Genomic DNA, 17431 nt, shown 5'->3' with positions numbered 1-17431 from the left:
ATAAATTAATTTTGAAATGAAATAATTTTTTGTTGGGAATGGCTTTGAATTGCGGCTTCAATGATTTTCATGACGTTGATGCCGTCCTGTGAAGTTACCGGTTCTGGTTGGTTTTTTCTGATCGAATGGTACAAAGCATCGAAGAATCCGTAGTAATTTCCGGGAATGGTCGGGATGTTTTCGCGCACTTCCGAACCTTCGATATCGGTATGCAACACGCCCGATTTGTATTCGGGTTCTTTTCCCCAATCGGTCACCATCGGTTTTTTACCTAGTTTGAGTTCGTCTTCCTGGATGTCGCCGCGGCTTTTGAGAAACGAGCCTTTTTTTCCATGCAAAATGTAGGATGGCAACGGTTCACGGACGAAAAATCCGGCTTTAAGCCGAACGCGCGTATTGGGATAATACAATAAAATGTCGAACCAGTCATCGACGACAGAATTTTCACGCGTTTTTCTGACATCCGCGAAAAGCGCATCCGGAAATCCGAATAAAACCAATGCCTGATCGATGATGTGCGGGCCGAGGTCTTTTAAAACACCGGCGCCGTCATTGGCGGTTTCTTTGTGTGGTTTCGGACTCAAATTCGGATTGTACCGGTCAAAATGAATTTCCGCTTCGACGATTTCGCCCAGAATATCCTTGTCGAAAATAGCTGCGACGGTTTTGAAATCACTATCCCAGCGGCGGTTTTGAAAAACGGTGAGTTTCAATCCTTTTTCGTCGGCGATTTCCTTTAATTCTTCAGCTTCTTCGACGGTTGTCGTGAATGCTTTTTCGACGAGTGCGTGTTTACCGGCCAGTAAAACCTGTTTCGCATATTCGAAATGTGTCCCGACCGGCGTATTTACGATGACCAGATCGACCTCATCTTTGAGCAATTCTTCAATCGACGCATAACTTTTGACCAGCGGAAAATCTTCCTGAATTAACTTTTTGCTGCGTTCCCAGGCGCCCGTCAGTTCGAAACCCGGATGCAGTTCAAGAAATGGCGCGTGGAACACTTTGCCCGACATGCCGTAAGCCAGTAAAGCGGTTTTAATTTTTTGCATGGTCGTGTGGTTTTGCGCGTTCGTATTGGTTTGGCCAGGGAATTTCAGCGTTTAGCTCATGGGCGAATGTGAGTGCGAGGTTTGGATCACGTAAAGATTCCCGGGCGAAAAATATGAGATCGGCTTGTTGTTGTGTGATGATGGCTTCCGCCTGATGGGATTCGGTGATTAAGCCGACTGCGCCGGTAATGATTCCGGTTTCTGCTTTGATGCGTTCGGCAAACGAAACCTGGTAATTCGGTGCGGTTGGGATTTGCTGGTATGAAACCAATCCGCCTGACGACACATCAATAATATCGACGCCTTTTTCTTTTAAAATTTTGGAAAGCTGTACCGATTCTTCAATATTCCAACCGCCTTCGGCCCAATCGGTTGCGGAGATCCGCACGGAAATAGGCAAATCTGAAGGCCATTCCGATTGTACTGCTTCGAGGATTTCGAGTGTCAAACGGATGCGGTTTTCGAAACTTCCACCATATTCGTCAGTGCGTTGGTTTGATAAAGGCGACAGGAATTGGTGCAATAAATAACCGTGTGCAGCGTGCAATTCGAGGATTTCATAGCCGGCTAAAACGGCGCGTTTGGCAGCTGCTTTAAAATCGGAAATGACTTTTGTAATTCCGGCATAATTGAGTGAGGTCGTCGCTTCGTTGTCGTGGTATCCGATGGCGCTTGGTGCGAATGTTTCCCAGCCGCCGGTTTCAGAAGTTAATTTCTGGTTGCCTTTCCATGGTGATGTGACGCTGGCTTTTCGTCCGGCGTGCGCGAGCTGGATTCCGGAAATGGCATTTTGGGATTTGATGAATTGGGTGATTTGGGAGAGTTTTTCAATGTGGGCATCTTTCCAGATTCCGAGGTCTTCGGGGGAAATGCGCGCTTCGGGCGATACGGATGTCGCTTTCTGAATGATGGCTGCAGCTCCGCCAATCGCCCGGCTTCCGAGATGAACAAGATGCCAGTTGTTGGCAAAACCGTCTTCGGCAGAATATTGGCACATGGGCGAAATGACAATCCGGTTTTTAAATGTGAGGTTTTTGATGGAAATCGGGGCGAATAATGGTGAAGGCATGTGCTTTATTTTATCGGTTATCGGAAGCCGAAGAATTGAAAAATGGCTTCTATCCGTAAATTTACTCGTCAAAAAATGAATCCCGAAACGCGGCGGGAATTATTAACAAACATTTAAATGTTGAAAAATTTGCAGATTATCGATAAGTGAAGTTAAAACACTATTTTTGTCGGCATTATCGATTTTAAAACTAAAAAATGGAAATAGCTATCAAGCTTTCTCAGTTTTTGCTGAGCTTATCATTACTGATCATACTTCACGAACTCGGGCATTTCATCCCGGCAAAATTGTTTAAAACGCGTGTTGAAAAATTTTACCTTTTCTTTGATGTCAAATATTCATTGCTGAAAAAGAAAATCGGCGAAACCGAATACGGAATCGGATGGTTGCCTTTAGGCGGATACGTCAAAATCTCAGGCATGATAGACGAAAGCATGGACAAGGAGCAAATGGCCCTGCCTCCGCAGCCTTGGGAATTCCGATCGAAACCGGCATGGCAGCGCTTGATTATTATGCTTGGCGGCGTGACTGTGAATTTCATCCTGGCATTTATCATTTACATTGGAATGACTTATGCTTACGGCGATTTTTACATTAAAAACAGCGAATTGAAAGACGGCGTTTGGGTTGCAAATCCAACTGTTGAAAAAGCCGGAATCCTTACCGGAGATAAAATTGTAGCGGTTGACGGCGACAAGATCGAGCGTTTTGAACCGTCGATCAATGAGAAAATCTTAATGGGGCATACGGTTACGGTAAATCGGAACGGACAAAACCAGGACATCAAACTTCCGGTGAATTTCATTGACAATTTCATGAAATCGGATAAAAAATCGTTGCTGATGCTGAGAACACCATTTGTTGTGGGTTCTGTTTCCGATAGTTCAGCAAATAAAACAGTATTGCTTCCGAAAGACATCGTAACGAGCCTTGACGGCAAGCAGATGAAATACCTGGATGAAGTAATGGCTTATCTGGACGCGAATAAAAATAAGACTGTTTCTGCGACTGTTTTGAGGGATGAGAAACAAACGCCGGTCACTTTAAAGATTAGTGAAAAAGGCAAGCTTGGCGTGGCTTTGGGCGCATTGAAAGAAGAAAACCTGGAAAAAATGGGTTATTATAAATTCAGCCGTGAGCAATATGGTTTTTTTGAATCGTTTCCGATTGGAATCGACCGCGGAATAAATCAAATTTCAGGATACGGAAAACAGCTCAAAGCAATCTTTAATCCGAAAACCGGTGCCTATAAAGGCGTGGGTGGATTTAAGGCGATCTTCGATATTTTTCCGAAAACCTGGAGTTGGGAAGTGTTCTGGAGCATTACTGCTTTGTTATCGATCATGCTTGGCGTGATGAACTTATTGCCGATTCCTGCGCTTGATGGCGGCCATGTGATGTTTTTATTATATGAAATCGTAAGCGGCAAAAAACCGAGCGACAAGTTCATGGAGCATGCGCAAATGGTTGGTTTTGTATTGCTTATCGCATTGCTGTTGTTTGCAAACGGAAATGACATCTACAAAGCAGTTGTTGGGAAGTAAAAAAAATTAAAAAAAATTCGTTTTTTATTTGCAAAAAACAAAAAACGCCCTATATTTGCACCGCTTTAAAAGGTAACACACCTTCCTTCTTAGCTCAGTTGGTTAGAGCATCTGACTGTTAATCAGAGGGTCCTTGGTTCGAGCCCAAGAGAGGGAGCAAAAGCAGAAAGACGATCAGAAATGGTCGTCTTTTTTTATACTATATACTTTGGGATCCTATACAAAACTGGAATTTATCGAAAACACTATTTTAATCGTTTTGACTAGCAATCGGATTAATTAGGTGCACAATTCGGTAACATGGATTTTTTGAAAAGGTAACATTTTTATTTGCTTATGAATTGTGTGTCTGACTAAAACCTGAAGTCATGACCACTCAAAATTTTAAAGTACTTTTTGTTCAAACCAAAAACAGGTTGAACAAGCAAAACCAATCCCCAATTTATTGTCGAATCACATATCAGGGCAACAGAAGCCAATTTAGCACTGGTATTTTCGTACAAATTGAACATTGGGATTCAAAAAATCAAACGGTTGTAAAAAAGAGCCAAAACGCTTCGCAGTACAACTATCAACTAGAGGATATAAAATCCAAACTTCTGACGAATTTTCTTATATGTATTTCGCAAAAAGAGCCTTTCACAGTCAACGAAATTTACGATAGATATATTGGAAAGGAAACCAAGAAAAAGGAAGCCGTGGTGGCTTATTATAAGCTGTACCTGTCCAAACTAAAAAAGCTTGTTGGGTTACAGATCAAGGAAAATACGTACAATAAATTTGTATATGTTGGCAATCATTTGGAAGCCTATGTAAAACTGGAATTTCAAAAAGACATCCCATTGGAAGACCTTACCGAGAACTTTCTGAATGGATTTATTTACTATTTGGTTGTCGAGAAGAAGCAGGCACAAATCACCATCAACAAAACCGTCCAAAGATTTCGTACTGCAATAAAGCAGGCGATTTCAGAAGGTTATTTAGACAAAGACCCGTTTATACTTCACAAGCCTAAAAAGACCCGCAAAGAGGTTGTATTCCTGACCAATATCGAACTTTCTGAACTTCAAAACTATGACTTTAAACAAAACAGATTGACGGTAATTAGAAATCTTTTTATCTTTTGTTGTTATACTGGTTTAGCATATCGGGAAATGGCTGATCTTAAAAAGAGGAATATACAATTGGGCTTTGACGGATTCAACTGGATAAAAATGCTGCGTGAAAAAACACATCGCCCACTTTCAATTCCTATACTTCCAAAGGCACAGGAAATTATCGACCTGTATATGGGTGAGGTTGAAAATATTTTCCCTTTCGTAAGTAATCAAACGTTCAATTCTTATTTGAAGGAAATCGCTGAGATTGTAGGAATTGAAAAAACTTTGACACATCACATAGCCCGAAAAACGTTTGCATCTACAGTGTTGCTATATAATGATGTACCAATGGAAATTGTATCTGAATTATTAGGTCATTCGAGTATGATGATCACGCAAGAAAGCTATGGTAAGGTTGTGCAAAAGAAGATTGGCGAGACTATGAAAATCCTATCCGAGAAAATACAATAATATTACACTATCCTGACAACCCTGACTATACTTACTTTGGTTAGGGTTGGGATAGATTCCGCAAATTATTTATTTAAAAGTTGCGTATCTTTACAAGATAGTAGTCATTTTAAAACCGGATGAAAACAAAATTTGATAACATTAAAATTCTCACAATTCCGAGCATGCTTGAGGGAATAAAATTTTGCTTTGAAAATTCAACCAATATTTATGAAAGCGCGTTAATTTTAAAAGAACAAAATAAAATTAGTGTATCAATGTCACTTTTAGTTTTATCTGTTGAAGAACTAATGAAAGCGTTCGCACTTTTTCAAATTATGGCTTCAGAGAGTGATGAGGAAAAAGAAGTATATAGAGGCATCTTTGAAGGTAACTTACATTCTAATCGCCATGATTTTGCTTTATTTTTTAATGAGTTTTTCAAGACATTTGATATGAACGATCCTGATTTTGATCATAATAATATTAACGTAATTCAAGTCGTTTCGAATGTGGAAAATGAAAAAAAACACATTGAAGAATTGGTTTTCACATGCCAACGAAATGAAAAATAAGGGATTGTACGTTGGTTTTAATAAAAAATGGTTTTCTCCTAATCGCGTCGTTGAAAAAGAGTTCAACCTTGCACTGAAAGAAACTGAATTAATTCGGTCTGCAATTTCCAATATCTTAAAAATAGTTCTTGACCAAACCAGTGAAGAGTTAGATATTACAATTTCCGAGTTGCAGTTAATTAAAAAGGAAGTAATATCAAAAATTAATTCAAGGCTTTAATTAACACTAGTGCCAATAACGGCTACGCAACATTGTTAGCATTTTAGTTCTGGAATGTTTTTAATAGCAAAAGGACTGACAAATATTTACAAGATATTAGGACGAGGCAAGACAGACAATAAATAAAGGCAGTAATTAAATAATTATATATATGTTATGGATGCAAAAAAACTTAAGGACAAATTTATAGCCGAGCAAACTGAGGAATTAATAGATAAATTATCACCCCCTTTTTATGCTTTGATTGACGAAACAATTGAATCGGTAATTGACGGTTCAACATCACTTGACGGAAAAAGAGCCACTACTGAAGAGGAAGCACTTACACTAATAAGGTATGGTGTATTAGCTCGAACAAATCTTTTTAGACAAACAATTCTGGCTGCAAAAAAACTCGATGCAGACAATGTTACAATTAATTATCGTGGAACATCATTGAAAGTAAAATAAGCTCATTGTAAGCTTAAAAAGACGATGTCGTAAGGACTAATATATATAAAAGCACACATATACTTCTATTGACCGCACTACAGCAACCTTCGGGTTGCTTTTTTATTTAATAACAATTCTAAAAAACTGCTATGAACAAAATTTCAGAAATCAAAGTCACATACAACGTGGCAAATACACAACGTGAAAAAATTACGTCAGGCGAAAAAGCCTTTGAAGTACTTCTAAATTCTTGGGATAAAGACACCCTTGAGTTGCAAGAAGAATTTAAAATCTTACTACTCAACAGAGCCAATGAAGTTTTGGGAATTTATCAAATGTCGAAAGGAGGTATCACCGGAACGGTAGTCGATGTACGTTTGATATTCTCAGTAGCTCTAAAATGCAACGCGACAGGAATAATACTTGCACATAATCATCCGTCAGGAACACTCAACCCTAGCGATGCAGACATTGCTTTAACAAAAAAGATAAAAAAGTGCTCGGAATTTATGGATATAGCTTTGCTGGATCATTTGATTGTTACAAAGTATAACTTCTACAGTTTTGCAAATGAAGGTTTGCTATCTTAATGGTTAAGCAATTCTTCCGAACTAATTTTAAGCACTTTACAAATTGAATACAAAGTAGCAACTGATGTATTCAAAACTCCTCTTTCAATTCTGCTGATTTGAGAAATTTCTATTCCCAAATCGTTTGCGAGTTTTTCCTGCGTGAATCCTTTAGTTTCTCGCAACTGCCGCAGTTTTGCACCGAACGCAATTAAAAATATTTTTTTCTGATCCTTATCCACGAATTAAAATTCGATGAATAATACATTTTACAAGTAGGCATATTTGCCTATATTTGATTTTTAATGAACGACCTAAACAAATTAAACATGAAAACAAATTCTAAACTCTCAAGCGGTCTTTCCCTATTGGCCGCTTTATTTTTTTTAGGCTGCAATTCCGATGATGATAACTCAAATTCTAATGTCTCGAATATATCAGTTGTAGGCAAATGGACGCTTTATAATACCATTTTCATTTCAGACAACTCAGACCATATTTGTCAAAACTCGTGTTCAACATTTGAATTTAAAGCCAATGGTACGTGTCTGTTTACAGAACATAATGAATTGACCAGTTATACATATCGCATCGACGGCGATTTCATTAAATATTATAATCCAACGACAGAGAGCCTTGAAGATACAGACAGGATTATTTCTCTAACTAATACTGACTTAAGATTAAGTATCGACGACGACGGAGATGCAAATGGCAGACATTATATTCTTAAAAAGAACTAATAAATAAAAAACCAATGAAAATTATTAAACACATTTATATACTGGTATTTGCACTAATTACGACGATAGTAAACGCTCAACTTAACTCTGACGATTTACTAAGGGGCGATAGTTTTGATATCAATTTACATTTACCACTTCAATTTCCAAGTACCGCCAATGAAGAAATTGTCGGTTCTCAGAAGAGAATTGAGGACATCAACTTCTACAAAGATTTAAGATTAAAAGGTCGCGTAAAATCCTTTAAGCAAGTCGGCCACAATATTGTAAATGGTACTGAAGCCGAAAATTTTCCAATAGAAATATTGGAAGATGGACGGCACGTTAAGCTATTAGAGCGGCACAACATTGAAGCCATGTTTAACGAAAATCAAAAATTACTGAGCATTAAATTGTACACTCCACTTGGTAAATTAAATTGTTCAATTACCAATCAATATTCTAACAATCTTCTAACTCAAAGCGTAATCAATGTAATCAATGAGTTTAAGGATTATCCTTCTGAAACTGCAATAACTTACACTTACGAAGCTAAGGTACTAAAAAGCAAAATTGCAAAGTCAGAACGGTTTACAGTTTCAACTTCTCCTACTAAATCCGGCTATAGTGTTAACACTACAAATTACAAATATGGAACTGGAGGTTTTCTTAGTAAAGAGATAGAATCGGTTATTTGGGAAAACAACTCGGGAACTTTAACTAATCAGGAAAAAGACAAGATATCAGCTCAATATGTTTATGACCCAAATAGTAATTTAAAGACCTATTCCGGTAAAAACGCAAAATCAAACTTCATATATAAGACAAATAAGCTTGTAAAAATTAATGATTATTATTTCATTACTTATAATCAAAATGGTCAAGTGGCAAAAAAAACATATAAATCACCAAGTGAATCAAGCTATCAAGAACTAAAATACTATTACACTCCATCAAAATCAATCGATAAAATTGTATACAAGTCGTTTATGAGTGACGAAAATTACTATCTGACAACATACAAGTATAACGAGAATCAAGATGTAGTTACAGAAGAAAGATTGTCGTTTTCAGATTTAGATTTATTTCGATCATATCGTATAGACTTTGAATATGAATACGACGATTCGGGGAATTGGATCAAAAGGTCAGATTTTATGTCAGGGGAAAGAAAAAGAATTATCAACCGTGAAATCCATTACTATTAATGAAAAGATTCCATTTTATATTTTTTTTTGTTCCATTGCGGTTTCCCTGACTGCTTAAACTAAGTCTAAGCTGTCATTTATTTGCACGCAGGAATTCAATTTTTCAGGTGGAAGCTGCTGCAATCAATCAATAATCATTTACAAAAATGGAAGCTGCGAGATCAGGGCATTCGAAGCACCCAATTTTGGGAATACCATTACGGTCAATTATTCCGGAAAGTATAATCTGATCATTTGGGTTTATGAAAAAGGAGAAAAGTTAATTCGGTTATAAAATTGATAGCGACTACATTTATTCACTTGACAAAAATGGGAAGATCGAACTGGGATGCAAGGAAGAAAATAAGGAATGCAATGAGCCCTTTTATCAATAAACTTGACCGAACGACACAAGTGCCATCAAGACTTTTTGACACGCTTAAATGCATGTCTAGAGTCTATTTTCCCTTTTTAAGACAACACCAAATACCACCAAGCACAAGAAGCCCGACTGTAACAAGTTGGGCTTTTTCATCTTTGTCGCAAAACCGGTCCAGAATTTACCTCTGGAAACGGCAGCCATACTTCCGTAGAAAATGCCATGGGCAACAGTTGGAATGTCATTCGTATCCAAAAATCATCAATCGTAAGTGCGAGAGAACCGAACCAGATGTGAAGGCACCGCTAATGGCTCAAACATCAATCGAGGATAGGTAATCGATGTTGCAAATAAATATATTTAAAATTATGGAATTTTCTTAAAAAGTATAATTTCTTCTTTGCCATCACTTTTAAATCCAACTTTTTATTTCGACAGGCGGGTTTGGATGAAACTGAATGTAAATTTTATTCGTTTCAACTCTCTATAAAATTCGCATTCCGCGAGTAAAATAATTTATGTTATAGATAAAAAAATGCAGTATCTCTAAGTTCAGATATACGATTTTATTCAATAAACCTTACAGGAATATTGTTTTTTGATTTGATTATTCCATGATAAACTTCAAACTTATTTTTTAATATTGTTCTCACTACAGTTCTAGATAATTTTTTTTTGTAATTTATGCTATCGCTACACATTAATATTTCAGCTTTGTAAGTTTTTTTGTAATTGAATCGTGCATTATAATACTGAAATTCTCCGCCAAGTGGCAAATTAATATATGCTTCAAAATATAATGTTTCACCTGGATATAATATAAAATTATTATTATCATAATAAAACTTTTCCATTCCATCAATTTTGTAACCCAGTTCTTTTGCGGTAAGTTGTTGGGATTTAGTAAATTCATCATAACATGTATCTCCTTTCGAAGGAGAAAATCCATAGGTGAGAACATTTTTATGTTCGTTGTCAAAAAAATTTAGATAAGCCCTCCCAATATTAATACCATTTACATTTTTTAATTGATGCGAATACCAGTTTAGATTAAAAAAATATGTTTTATCGTCATTGTTAGTCAATTTGTAGGTGATTATATTCTTGGACTTCAATCTAAAGGTTGAATCAGAAAAATATTTTAATGTTTCAGCAGGCCGGACTTTAAGGGAAATAACTTCCTGATTAATTATTTCAAGTTCTACCCCTTTATTACTCTGACATCCTAGTAATGTGATGATGAACAACGGTAAAAAAATTATAAATTTCATATGCGTTAATTAATTGTGTTTCTTCTTATTTGTTCTAAAATATCAGAATGTTGATTTCCCATTAGCCATTCAAACATGTAGGCTTGTCGCTCCAATTCTGAATTCATTCGAGGACCCGCACCACCAAACCGTGTAAATAAGTCTGAATAAATTTGTCCATTGTGCCACGTTTCTTGATATGCATGATAGCTTTCGTGAAATATTGTAGAGGCTAACCATAAGTTTGATTTAAAAGCTCCTTTATATAAGTAGATTTTTTCATTAATTGTATATCCTCTATTTCCATTTGCAGTTTTTAGATCAATAACAATTTCATAATTTCCACTATCCTTGTGGAAAGATTCTAACTCATCGACATCTTGAAAAACATCGTTGACTGATTTCATATTCTTCTTAGGAACTGCATCTGGGTCTAGCTTATGAAATCTGTTTCTCATAAATTTTCTCATATCTTTCATATGTGACACATGATTCAATCCACTTACAATTAAACCTGTAACAGCACCCTGCCAAAAATTTCCGCCAGTGAGGGCTGCTCCAGCACCGCCCGATATAGTACCAAAGGCGATAGTCCCAACTCCTGAATCTGCAAATTGTCCACCGATACCCTGCCATTCCCCGGCTCCGCCGCCAGTCCACATGCTTGCTCCCAAACTACTAACGCTTCCTGCCGCAAAACCAGTCCAGAATTTGCCTCCAGAAACTGCGGCCATACTTCCCTGGAAAATACCATGGGCGACGGTCTGAAATGTTGCCCTTATCCAGAAGTCGTTGATGGTCAATGCCACAGAGCCTATTCCACTGGTTACTGCGCCACCAATCGCACCACTAATGGCTGAAAACATCAGTCCCGGATACGTGATGGCTGTATGATTTATGGCCGATGTGATAAGATATGAAGCTACTGCTACAACAATTCCTATGACAATGGCATTCTCACCGCTTGGATCTGTATATTTAAAAGGATTGTTTACACAGTAACCGTACCTGTTGTAATTTTGGGTGCTAAATGGATCCTGAACGTAGTTATCGGGTTGTAAAAAGCGATGCAGCGAAGGATCATAGACCCTTCCATTCATATTTATAAGTCCCACGCCCTGCATGTGTTCATGGCCGGTATATCCTCTATCTGTAAACGTTAATTTAGGCAGCGTATTGCCTGTTCCATTCTGGATTTTCAGGGCATTCCCCCAGGCATCAAAATGGCGTTTTTCTACTATCCCACCAGTATTGTTTGTTATGGCAACGATACTGCCTAAATAATCACGATGTAAATAATAATTGTTATTAGCATTTATGGGATTCACACCGTCGCTTTTAACGAGTAATGGTGCAGAATAGGCGTCTCCGCCAAGGTAAAGAACAAATTCTGTTTCTCCGGTAAGCGCATATTTTATTTCCATACTGCCGTCACTACTATAATATTTACGGGTAGGCCGCAGCAGTTTGTTTGCATTGTTTGATCCATAATACATCACACTTCGATCTTCCATTGCATTGTAGCCAAAACTGATCCGTTCTGTGGATTGTATAATTTCTATCGGGCTTTTAAAGGCATTGTACGTGATTGTTTGAGTTGATGCCAAACTGATTTTAGCTGCTGGAGTTATCGGCTTAATAGAAGTATTTTGAAAAGGTTTTTGATTATTAGTATAATTATAAGTTCCCAAATTGTTAGCGATAATTTTACCTTGGTCATCATATTCCTGTATGTTATTAATCATTGCCTTTACTTTAAGATTATCTAAAGTAATTTGCATCATTGGAAAAGGTCTTCCTCTATCGATAAAAAGTTTAAAATAAACATCTGTAAACTGCGTAACCGTATAAGTGAGGTCATATGACCCTGTAGCGTTCATCTGGAGTGTGTAATTTAAGTTTCCGATTTTTTCGCCAGTTGCCGGATTACTTTCATAAACTGTCGCAAATAAACGACAATCATTTAAAACTGTTGGCATTTCTACATCAAACGTAATTCTAAAAACTTTGCCAATTGTCGTGTTGGTGGAAATTTGTTTCTCAATACCTGCACCTTCACCACTTAAATTTGCCACAAGCTTGCCAGAATTGTTGTAAAAATAATTATCGTGTTGCATGTCCTGGTTGTCCTGAAATCCTTCTGTGTCGGTATTAAACTGACAGTTCCATATAATGCCATCAGAATTCATCCAAGATTTCAAGCGGTCCAAATCATCATACTTAAACTCTTCGTACATATCAAACAAGCTATTGTTTCTATAGTCTAGGTTTCCTCTTACAGCGTTAAATTTAGTATCTAACGTCATTATATTGACTGTAGATGTTGTAGTTAGGTCATGTTTTATTTTAGCTGGGAATCCAAATTCGTCAAAACTGTTTTGTATGCTAATACCATTTCCTAAGGTTGCGCTTGTTAGTTGTCCTTTAGCGTTGGTATTGTTAGTCTGCCACAGGATTGAACCGCTTAAATTCGTATCTTTCATTTGCCAGTGCGCCCCATTTTTATAAGTATTGTAGATGGTTTTGGTTGCGCTTTTGCCATTTGCTGTGGCTGTTGAAGTCTCTGTCAATACCCTTCCAAAACCATCGAATGTAAGATCTCGGGTGAAAACTGCCTGAGGGGTTGTTTCTACAGTTTTTTTCAATTGTTTTGTGTTTGTCCCTGAAGTATCGTAGGTATATGCATAGCTGCTGTTACCATCGTTTGGGTTTGTAACGTTAATGCTGTTTAGCCATTTGTACGTAGGATCATAATTATAAGTACTTAAAATATCTGTATTCTCGGCACTTGTGGCTCCCAACACCCTTTTAGTTAAAGGTTTTCCAAAAGCATTTAAAGTATAGGTTGTTGTCCCTTTTGGAGTAGTTTCTAAAATAGTTTCACCAAATGCATTATAATTGTATGTGTAGAGTCCCGCAGAAGGATCACTAAGGGATGTCTTGCGTCCCCAAGCATCGTATTGCATTGTCAAAACCGCGCCTGAATAACTTGAAGAAAGCAAATTTCCTACTGCGTCATAGCTATATGTAATTGTTCCGCCAGGTGTATCTGTAGATGAAACTATATGGGAATTTGAGTTTTTGATTACTTTTTTTGTAGTAACACCATCCCTTATTGTTATTTCTAAACCATCGTAAGTGGTATTGATCATTTTACCCGTAAATGAAATATTTTTAATGGGCCTGCTATAAACATCATACTCAATAGTTGACCATTTCGGGGTATCTGTTCCCGAATATGGCTCACTCTCCTGTGATTTTCTACTAAAAGCGTCATATCGTGTATCTTTGTAGCTCCATACACCATCAATGTTTTTTTTGCCTCTCCGAATTTCTCGAGCCAGCGCATCGCTGGTAATACTGCTAACGTTGCCATCGTCAGAGGTTTCTGTAGTGGTATATCCTTCAGGAACTTTTGTATATGCATAATTTATGCTTTTCCCAAGAAAATCGGTTATTTTTGTTCGCTTTCCCCACATATCATATTGATTTGTAGTGGTTTGACCAAAGGTATTATTTGTAACAATTAGTGGCAGGCCATAGATGGTATGATAAGTGTCATTTGTTGTCAATATCCCTTGGAAGTCAAGAGTCGTTTTAATAAATCGATTGGTTGAGTCATAAGTGTATGCAGTGACTCTTGGGGTTACTTGATTTAAAGCAGTAGTTCCGATTGCACTAAGCGTTTTTGTTTTTAAATTACCATTAGGAAAATAGTCCATTTCTTCAACAAGGGTAACTGCATCAGAAACAGGTTTCTTTTCAGTTCTTGTTACATTCCCATTATTATAAAATAATTTTTCTGAAGTAGTTTGCGTATTGCCATAGGCTGAAACTTCAGTTGTAATTTCGTATGGTCTTCCAATGTAATAACTGCTACCCGTACCGTTGATAGCATTAGAGTATAAAGTAGTTGTTTTTGTAGTTCCTTGCAAATTAGCTCCAAGATAGTTCTTATTCAAGACAATTTTTGGGAGATAATATCCATCAGTTGTGTATTCCTGAAACGTTTGCTCATTAACAACATTTGTCAACAAGTCTGTCGTCTTTTTGCTTTGTAACAGCAAAGTATATTTCTTTGACACAGGATCAATTGTTGCCGGAACATAGGTATTCTCCGTCCTACTAATAATTGAACCGGTTTCAGAAAAGTTAAATGATTCATTAGCGGCGTTAAGTCTTGTAAAAGTTCTTAATGTTGCATTTCTATTGTTTCTATCATTTACAGTAGCATTCCAAATTTTCTGGTCATTTTCAGTAAGATACCAACTCGTCCTTGCAGTTTTAGCGAATCCTATTGGACCAACGCCCGAATAATCGGATACGTAATCCACATATTTAAATTCTTGAAATCGGCTAATCCCCAAAGTAGTATTTTTGAGTTTAGATACTAACTTTAGAGATGGAATACTTCGATAACGAACCAGCGGATAATTTACTGGATCCAGTATCGAATAAACAAATGGAACTTCCAATTTTGCAGATACATATTCGATTTCATCAAGAATACCTCCATTAGCAGATTGTTTTACCTTAATGAGATTTTCAGAATTTACATCTTTTGTAAAGTCAAAGTGGGTTATAAGATTCTCTGTCAGGTTAATCATCGCCAGTTCATTTTGTCTGGTTCCAAAAGAACGGTTGACTCTAGAAGATGAGCTTGCAGCTATGCAAATCATATTTCTATCCGTACTAAAGGGATGGTTTGCTGCCGCACCATCTTGTATAAATGTTCGTACAGATGTATTTCCAACATTATTGATGTAAGCAAAAACTTTCCATTGAAAGTCCCAGTTATCTGGATCCCAGAAGGGACTTGATCTCCAAGTATTTCTAAAAACTCTGATTAAATCTGATTTGCCATCGTTGTTAGTATCCATTGCAAAATATTCGCTGGTCATATGACTGTCATTCATTGGGGCACTATTTGTATCAGGCCAATACTCTACAATTTGATGGTATTCTTTATCAAAATATTCACCCCCCGCTGGATTTGGATCACTATAATATATTGCCCACCAATTACATCCGGAACAACCTTCAGTAGTGGGCATAATGATATCCATTTTACCATCACCGTTATAATCACCAAATAAAACGCTTTTTGTAGCAGTGTAATCACCTAATGTACCTTCGCCAATCTTTTCACAAACCAAATTAGGAGCGGTTTTACTTTCTCTTAACGTTGCTATGATATACTTATTTCCGTCGTAAACTCTAAGTACATCTGTTTTGCCATCCCCATTAAAATCCAACGTTATTGTTTTTGTATAGGATGAGTGAGGGAATATTGTAGACCAATTATACAAAGTATAATAACCCGCAGGAAATGTAGAATTTGGATTTAAATCAACCCACATTGTTTTATTTCCCGTACAATTTCTTGTCTCGGTACAAATTGTTTCATAAAATCCGCCATTATTGGGATTCCAGACCCTATCTAAGGCGAGGTTTTTTTGACAGCCCGTTTCTTGCGTTATCAAAACTTCGGTAATTCCATCCCCGTTAAAATCTCCTGAAGCTAGATAGTTTGCAGGAGTTGGTTCGCTACCACCGTTATTGACACACGTGCCTACCCATGGTGGATTTCCACCGGTTACTGTTGTGTTATTAAGGTTTGGAATTGTTCTGGTATAATCCAGTGCAATTGCCGAAGTAATAGAATTTAAATTGTATGCCTTGAAGGTAAAATTGCTGAACTTTCCCAGCTCACAATTCACAAAAGATTCTCTATCATTAAGCTTATTGTCCTTTACTGTCATTGCTGTAAACTGCATAGGGACATTTAATGGCATATCAATGACAGGAATTGCATTTATTGTGTTCCTAAGGATATTTCGGTACAATTTGTTATTGCAAACCACGTCCATTTCGCCATCTCCATCAAAATCCCCTGACTTTGAAAAACCACTAAAGTCAGTGCCGCCTCTGTAGGTATAGGAAGCTTCATCTCCTGCCCAGTCAAGATTTCCTCTATTTGTATTGTAGTATTCCAATTCGATTGGATTTGCAGCTTCACCCGAATTATTATATTCCTGAATTTTAGTTAGTTTTTCATAACCAAGTTGAGAATCTGCTGTATGTGTTAGTTCATACTTTTTGAATAATAAATTGTTCGTGTTTACTTCAATTTTACTTAAAATCTTAGATTTTATCAGCTTTAACCCTTTTATGTAAGTTGTTTCAGTTCTAGCAGCATCTCTATAGGTAAACGTAATATTGTTCAAAGGTGTTGTGTTGCTAACTGTATTTGCACTGAACTGGATATTTGTCAGATATAGTTTTGGTGCACTGCCAGCTGGAGTATAATTAGTATAGTTGTATACTATAAAGTTTCCATTAGCATCTTCATACCGTGTAATGTAATATGCGGTCTGATCAGTCGCATTCATCCCTCCAAAATTTCCATACCAGGATCTCGAGCCATCAGCATTGGTAACAACAAAATAAATATTGCTATCCTGACCCATGAGTTCTATTTTAAAGTTACTCTGGAATTCAGTCTCGTAAGTAGAACCGTCCGCCCAATAAGATCCAGTTTTAGAAATTAGTCTTTGTCCATCTAAAGATAGTTTATCATTGTCATCAAAATCCACAGCATCAATAAAGCCATCTATATCTTTTCTGCTAGAAACCCTGTATATAGTTGAAATACTGCTCAAATTCCATCCTTGACCAGCAATACCTCCTATCTGCCCACTTGAATACTGCAAATCTATTTTTGGGCCAACATTTTGAATACTTGGAGGTAACGAAATTGGCAATGTATAAACAGATTGGCCGCTATCGCTAATATCTAACTTACCTTGCGTGTCGTGAAATTGAGCGGAAATATTATTAATTAAAAAAATGCAGAAAAAGGGTAGTAGATAAGTTTTCATA

At 37.1% G+C, this 17431-nt stretch carries 13 protein-coding genes and 1 tRNA gene; 9 read left to right on the top strand and 5 right to left on the bottom strand.

Translation table 11 applies throughout. The annotated features are described in order from the left end of the window. Positions 1–5: 5 nt before the first annotated feature. Together BLS32_RS04430 and BLS32_RS04425 are read right to left on the bottom strand one after the other, a co-directional pair. Positions 6–1052 carry a Gfo/Idh/MocA family oxidoreductase gene (locus BLS32_RS04430; protein WP_091392228.1) on the bottom strand — a complete coding sequence of 349 codons (1047 nt, stop codon included), beginning with the start codon at positions 1050–1052 and terminating at the stop codon, positions 6–8. Then, positions 1039–2121 carry an NADH:flavin oxidoreductase/NADH oxidase gene (locus tag BLS32_RS04425; RefSeq protein ID WP_091392226.1) on the bottom strand — a complete coding sequence of 361 codons (1083 nt, stop codon included), beginning with the start codon at positions 2119–2121 and terminating at the stop codon, positions 1039–1041. The genes BLS32_RS04430 and BLS32_RS04425 overlap by 14 nt, the downstream gene beginning before the upstream one ends. A gap of 197 nt (positions 2122–2318) precedes the next feature. On the opposite strand from BLS32_RS04425, the gene rseP reads away from it, so the two are divergent. From rseP to BLS32_RS04390, 7 genes are all read left to right on the top strand, one after another. Continuing rightward, a complete protein-coding gene (gene rseP, locus BLS32_RS04420; RefSeq protein ID WP_091392225.1) occupies positions 2319–3665 on the top strand; it encodes an RIP metalloprotease RseP in 1347 nt (448 codons plus the stop codon). An 83-nt stretch (positions 3666–3748) separates the two neighbouring features. After that, a tRNA-Asn gene (locus BLS32_RS04415) sits at positions 3749–3822 on the top strand. A gap of 211 nt (positions 3823–4033) precedes the next feature. After that, entirely contained in the window at positions 4034–5236 is a 1203-nt protein-coding gene (locus tag BLS32_RS04410; RefSeq protein WP_091392223.1) for a site-specific integrase, read from the top strand. 119 nt (positions 5237–5355) lie between these two features. After that, complete coding sequence (locus BLS32_RS04405; RefSeq protein WP_091392221.1) at positions 5356–5790, top strand: AbiV family abortive infection protein; 435 nt, start codon at positions 5356–5358, stop codon at positions 5788–5790. Then, positions 5780–6010: a hypothetical protein gene (locus tag BLS32_RS04400; protein ID WP_091392219.1), complete on the top strand. Its 231-nt coding sequence runs from the start codon at positions 5780–5782 to the stop codon at positions 6008–6010. Before BLS32_RS04405 ends, BLS32_RS04400 begins: the two co-directional genes overlap by 11 nt. A 156-nt stretch (positions 6011–6166) precedes the next feature. Further along, a complete protein-coding gene (locus BLS32_RS04395; RefSeq protein WP_091392217.1) occupies positions 6167–6460 on the top strand; it encodes a hypothetical protein in 294 nt (97 codons plus the stop codon). 131 nt (positions 6461–6591) lie between these two features. Beyond that, positions 6592–7032, top strand: a complete 441-nt coding sequence (locus BLS32_RS04390; protein ID WP_091392216.1) for a JAB domain-containing protein — start codon at positions 6592–6594, stop codon at positions 7030–7032. On the opposite strand, the gene BLS32_RS04385 is transcribed toward BLS32_RS04390, so the two are convergent. Beyond that, a complete protein-coding gene (locus tag BLS32_RS04385) occupies positions 7029–7253 on the bottom strand; it encodes a helix-turn-helix domain-containing protein (protein ID WP_245699315.1) in 225 nt (74 codons plus the stop codon). The genes BLS32_RS04390 and BLS32_RS04385 overlap by 4 nt on opposite strands. 63 nt (positions 7254–7316) lie before the next feature. On the opposite strand from BLS32_RS04385, the gene BLS32_RS04380 reads away from it, so the two are divergent. Both BLS32_RS04380 and BLS32_RS04375 read left to right on the top strand, forming a co-directional pair. Beyond that, positions 7317–7754 (top strand): hypothetical protein, encoded by a 438-nt coding sequence (locus BLS32_RS04380; protein WP_091392214.1) that lies wholly within the window; start codon positions 7317–7319, stop codon positions 7752–7754. A 14-nt stretch (positions 7755–7768) separates the two neighbouring features. Then, on the top strand, positions 7769–8941 hold the full coding sequence (locus tag BLS32_RS04375) for a hypothetical protein (protein ID WP_091392213.1): 1173 nt from the start codon (positions 7769–7771) through the stop codon (positions 8939–8941). 924 nt (positions 8942–9865) lie between these two features. Here the strand turns inward: BLS32_RS04375 and BLS32_RS04370 are convergent. Together BLS32_RS04370 and BLS32_RS04365 are read right to left on the bottom strand one after the other, a co-directional pair. Next, positions 9866–10570, bottom strand: coding sequence for a hypothetical protein (locus BLS32_RS04370; RefSeq protein WP_091392211.1), 705 nt, complete (start codon positions 10568–10570; stop codon positions 9866–9868). A gap of 5 nt (positions 10571–10575) precedes the next feature. Beyond that, entirely contained in the window at positions 10576–17430 is a 6855-nt protein-coding gene (locus BLS32_RS04365) for an RHS repeat-associated core domain-containing protein (RefSeq protein ID WP_091392208.1), read from the bottom strand. Position 17431: the final 1 nt, after the last annotated feature.

It is taken from the genome of Flavobacterium noncentrifugens, from assembly GCF_900100375.1.
GTDB lineage: Bacteria > Bacteroidota > Bacteroidia > Flavobacteriales > Flavobacteriaceae > Flavobacterium > Flavobacterium noncentrifugens.
Note: the sequence above shows the minus strand (reverse complement) of the source record. Positions and strands in the feature narration are given on the sequence as shown.

Coding starts and splice junctions, on each gene's coding strand:
- BLS32_RS04430 (WP_091392228.1), bottom strand. CDS start 1,052: ATGCAAAAAATTAAAACCGCTTTACTGGCTTACGGCATGTCGGGCAAA.
- BLS32_RS04365 (WP_091392208.1), bottom strand. CDS start 17,430: ATGAAAACTTATCTACTACCCTTTTTCTGCATTTTTTTAATTAATAAT.
- rseP (WP_091392225.1), top strand. CDS start 2,319: ATGGAAATAGCTATCAAGCTTTCTCAGTTTTTGCTGAGCTTATCATTA.
- BLS32_RS04380 (WP_091392214.1), top strand. CDS start 7,317: ATGAACGACCTAAACAAATTAAACATGAAAACAAATTCTAAACTCTCA.
- BLS32_RS04400 (WP_091392219.1), top strand. CDS start 5,780: ATGAAAAATAAGGGATTGTACGTTGGTTTTAATAAAAAATGGTTTTCT.
- BLS32_RS04405 (WP_091392221.1), top strand. CDS start 5,356: ATGAAAACAAAATTTGATAACATTAAAATTCTCACAATTCCGAGCATG.
- BLS32_RS04375 (WP_091392213.1), top strand. CDS start 7,769: ATGAAAATTATTAAACACATTTATATACTGGTATTTGCACTAATTACG.
- BLS32_RS04425 (WP_091392226.1), bottom strand. CDS start 2,121: ATGCCTTCACCATTATTCGCCCCGATTTCCATCAAAAACCTCACATTT.
- BLS32_RS04410 (WP_091392223.1), top strand. CDS start 4,034: ATGACCACTCAAAATTTTAAAGTACTTTTTGTTCAAACCAAAAACAGG.
- BLS32_RS04370 (WP_091392211.1), bottom strand. CDS start 10,570: ATGAAATTTATAATTTTTTTACCGTTGTTCATCATCACATTACTAGGA.
- BLS32_RS04395 (WP_091392217.1), top strand. CDS start 6,167: ATGGATGCAAAAAAACTTAAGGACAAATTTATAGCCGAGCAAACTGAG.
- BLS32_RS04390 (WP_091392216.1), top strand. CDS start 6,592: ATGAACAAAATTTCAGAAATCAAAGTCACATACAACGTGGCAAATACA.